The sequence below is a fragment of the Pseudonocardia sp. genome (assembly GCF_050246655.1).
GTDB lineage: Bacteria > Actinomycetota > Actinomycetes > Mycobacteriales > Pseudonocardiaceae > Pseudonocardia.
In genome coordinates, this window is record NZ_JBFWVQ010000227.1 from 1 (window position 1) to 3,531 (window position 3,531).

The 3,531-nt window shown below is 72.2% G+C and carries 3 protein-coding genes and 1 tRNA gene; 3 read left to right on the forward strand and 1 reads right to left on the reverse strand.

Annotation, left to right across the window (positions count from 1 at the left end; translation table 11 throughout):
- The first annotated feature begins 41 nt into the window (after positions 1-41).
- The 3 genes from AB7J25_RS30535 (at position 42) to AB7J25_RS30545 (ending at position 1,771) form a co-directional block, all read left to right on the forward strand.
- Positions 42-125, forward strand: a tRNA-Leu gene (locus AB7J25_RS30535).
- Positions 126-374: 249 nt separating this feature from the next.
- On the forward strand, positions 375-701 hold the full coding sequence (locus AB7J25_RS30540; protein WP_428514843.1) for an AbrB/MazE/SpoVT family DNA-binding domain-containing protein: 327 nt from the start codon (positions 375-377) through the stop codon (positions 699-701).
- A complete protein-coding gene (locus AB7J25_RS30545; RefSeq protein WP_428514845.1) occupies positions 698-1,771 on the forward strand; it encodes a tyrosine-type recombinase/integrase in 1,074 nt (357 codons plus the stop codon). Before AB7J25_RS30540 ends, AB7J25_RS30545 begins: the two co-directional genes overlap by 4 nt.
- Before the next feature lie 136 nt (positions 1,772-1,907).
- Here the strand turns inward: AB7J25_RS30545 and AB7J25_RS30550 are convergent, their stop codons facing one another.
- Positions 1,908-3,488, reverse strand: coding sequence for a WD40 repeat domain-containing protein (locus AB7J25_RS30550; protein WP_428514847.1), 1,581 nt, complete (start codon positions 3,486-3,488; stop codon positions 1,908-1,910).
- Between the last annotated feature and the right edge of the window lie 43 nt (positions 3,489-3,531).

A 3,531-nucleotide genomic window follows, 5' to 3' on the forward strand; every position in this document is an offset into this window, starting at 1 on the left:
TGCAGCCCGGCGGCGGGCGTGGGCTAAGCTCGCCCGTGCAAGTCCGAGTGGCGGAATGGCAGACGCGCTAGCTTGAGGTGCTAGTCCCCGAGTAGGGGGTGGGGGTTCAAGTCCCCCCTCGGACACAGTTTCGTCGCATCCCTGCTACGTCCCCCGTCCCCGGTCGCGTCCGGCCAGCCTCGGCCCGTCGTCCGGTGGTGGTCGTGGTGACCGCCACGGCGCCAATCCCGGCGGTCATCCCGCTGTTCGTCCCAGCGCCCTCACCGGCCCCGCCGTCGACGGCCGCGCCGAGAGCCGGCTCGATCGGCCTCCGCCGTGGTCTGCCACTGCCCGGAGTCCGGTCGCCGCGCCCATCCGATGCGCCGGTATACGGAATGGCGGCCCTGGACTGCCACGGCCGCATCGCCGATCGCACGGTCCTGCACGCTCTTGGTTGGCCCGCCGGACATCGGCTGAGCATCAGCGAGACTGCCGGAACCCTCACCGTCGTCCCCAACCCGGACGGCGCGACACAGGTCACCCGACAAGGCCACCTGAACCTTCCCGCCGCACTACGCCACCGCTGCGCCCTGCGCACCGGTGACCGTGTGCTCCTAGCCGCCGACACCAACCGCTCCGAGCTGGCCATCTATCCCCCGGCCGCGCTCGACGCGGTACTCGCCCAGCAGGCCACGACCCGAACCGGCGGTGAACCCGAATGACCCTCGCCACCCCACACAGCACGCCATCTGCCGCCGACCTCGACGCGGCCCGGCTCCTGCTCGCCCGACTGGGCGTCTCCCCGGCCGACCTACTGACCGCGACAACGCAGCACGCTCCCGCACCGACGTTCGCCGAGTACATCCCCGTCGTCCGCGACGCCGTCGGCGCCGGAACCCGACGCGTCTACGGGTCCTACTGGAACAAGATCACCGAGCAGTGGGGCGACCGACGCCTGGACGAGCCGACTCCGTCGGAGATCTATCACCTCGCCGAGCATCTCAAATCCAACGTCACAGTGCGCCGCAACGGCCGCGGGGGACGCGGCGCCACCGAACACCTCATCGCCGCGCTGCGCTGCCTCTACCGCCACGCCGAGGACGACGGCCACCTCACCGCCGCCGACAACCCCGCCCGCAAGGTCGCCAAACCCCGACGGCTGCCCTCGACACGCCGCGCCGTCCCCGACACCCGCTTGGCCGACATCAACCATGTCGCGGCGACCACCGGCAACGATCCCGCCCTCGACGCCCTACTTCTGCGCCTCCACACCGAGACCGCATGCCGACGCGGCGGCGCCCTCGCGCTCCGACCCGTCGATCTCGACCCCGACCAATGCCTGATCCGACTCCGCGAGAAGGGCGAAACCGTCCGCTGGCAACCGGTCTCCCCGACGCTGATGACTTACCTCCAACAACACGGCGAACAGCGCGGCGCCCCCGCCGACGGGCAACTTCTGCGCTACACCGACGGGCATCCGATCACCGCACGCCGCTACGACCACCTCTGGGCACGCATCGGCCGCCACCTCCCCTGGGTATCCACCCAACAGATCAGCACCCACTGGCTGCGGCACACCACCCTGACCTGGGTGGAACGCAACTTCGGCTACGCCGTCGCCCGCGCCTACGCCGGACACACCGACAACAGCGGGAACGCAGCAACGACCGCCACCTACGTCCGCGCCAGCCTCCCCGAAATCGCCGCCGCCCTGGCCGCCCTCACCGGCGAGCCGCACCCCCTCGCCACGAACCCAGCTGCACCCCCGAATCGCAGCCTCGGGCCGCGCTGACCGAGCCGGCGTCACGACCGATCCCCCCACCGCTGGGCCCGCCTGCCCAGCCCGAGAACGCACGACGAGCAGCAGCACCGCACCGGTACGCGGCAACCAAATACAGCGACCGCATGCGCACGACCCGGTCTGCATTTCACGTCGTGGTGCATGCGTCCTCAAAGGGCAGGCCGCCGGTAATGCGGTTCCATTCGTCGGGATTGAGGCTCCCGCCGGTTCGTGTGCATGCGATCTGTGTCGCCTGGTCGCGGGTGCGGAGGAAGGGTGCGAGATCCCACAACCGCGCCGTGTGGTCGGCGCCGGCGGTGGCCAGGGTGTGCCCGTCCGGGGCGAACGCCACCGCGTGCACGGGGCGGGTGTGGCCGGTCAGCGGGGCGCCCAGCGGCTGGGGCCGGGCCGGGTCACGCACATCCCACAACTGCACCGTGTTGTCGTCGCTGCCGGTGGCCAGGGTGTGCCCGTCCGGGGCGAACGCCACCGCGAACACGGAACTGGTGCCGGTCAGCGGGGTGCCCAGCGGCTGGGGCCGAGCCGGGTCACGCACATCCCACAACCGCACCGTCCGGTCATCGCCGGCGGTGGCCAGGATGTGCCCGTCCGGGGCAAACGCCACCGCCTCCACGGAGCCGGTGTGGCCGATCAGCGGGGCACCCAGCGGCTGGGGCCGAGCCGGGTCGCGCACATCCCACAACCGCACCGTCTGGTCGTCGCCGCCGGTGGCCAGGGTGTGCCCGTCCGGGGCGAACGCTACCGAATACACGAAGCGGGTGTGGCCGATCAGCGGGGCGCCCAGCGGCTGGGGCCGGGCCGGGTCGCGCACATCCCACAACCGCACCGTCTGGTCGTCGCCGGCGGTGGCCAGGGTGTGCCCGTCCGGGGCGAACGCCACAGCCCGCACATAGCCGGTGTGGCCGGTCAGCGGGGCGCCCAGCTGTTGGGGCCGGGCCGGGTCGCGCACATCCCACAACCGCACCGTGCTGTCCCAGCTGCCGGTGGCCAGGGTGTGTTCGTCCGGGGCGAACGCCACCGCGTCCACGGCGTCGGTGTGGCCGATCAGCGGGGCACCCAGAGGCTGCGGCCGGGCCGGGTCACGCACATCCCACAACCGCACCGTGCTGTCCCAGCTAGCGGTGGCCAGGGTGTGCCCGTCCGGGGCGAACGCCACCGCGAACACGGCGAGGGTGTGGCCGGTCAGCGGGGCACCCAGCGGCTGGGGCCGGGCCGCCGGGTCGTGCACATCCCACAACCGCGCCGTGTTGTCGTCGCTGCCGGTGGCCAGGGTGTGCCCGTCCGGGGCGAACGCCACCGCGTCCACGGCGTCGGTGTGGCCGATCAGCGGCGCGCCCAGCGGCTGCGGCCGGGCCGGGTCGCGCACATCCCACAACCGCGCCGTGTTGTCGCCGCTGCCGGTGGCCAGGGTGTGCCCGTCCGGGGCGAACGCCACCGTGTCCACGGAGCCGGTGTGGCCGGTCAGCGGGGCACCCAGCGGCTGCGGCCGGGCCGGGTCGCGCACATCCCACAACCGCACCGTCTGGTCCCAGCTGGCGGTGGCCAGGGTGTGCCCGTCCGGGGCGAACGCCACCGTGTCCACGGAGCCGGTGTGGCCGGTCAGCGGCGCGCCCAGCGGATGCAGCCTGAACCGTCCTGGGTTCGCGAGAGGCTGGGGTTCAGGCCACCTTGCCCCGTTGGGCGATGGTGTGAGTGTACACGATTTCACGTTCAATTGGGGTCATGTAGTCGATTGATGAGTGGATTCTTTC

Coding starts and splice junctions, on each gene's coding strand:
- AB7J25_RS30540 (WP_428514843.1), top strand. CDS start 375: ATGGCGGCCCTGGACTGCCACGGCCGCATCGCCGATCGCACGGTCCTG.
- AB7J25_RS30545 (WP_428514845.1), top strand. CDS start 698: ATGACCCTCGCCACCCCACACAGCACGCCATCTGCCGCCGACCTCGAC.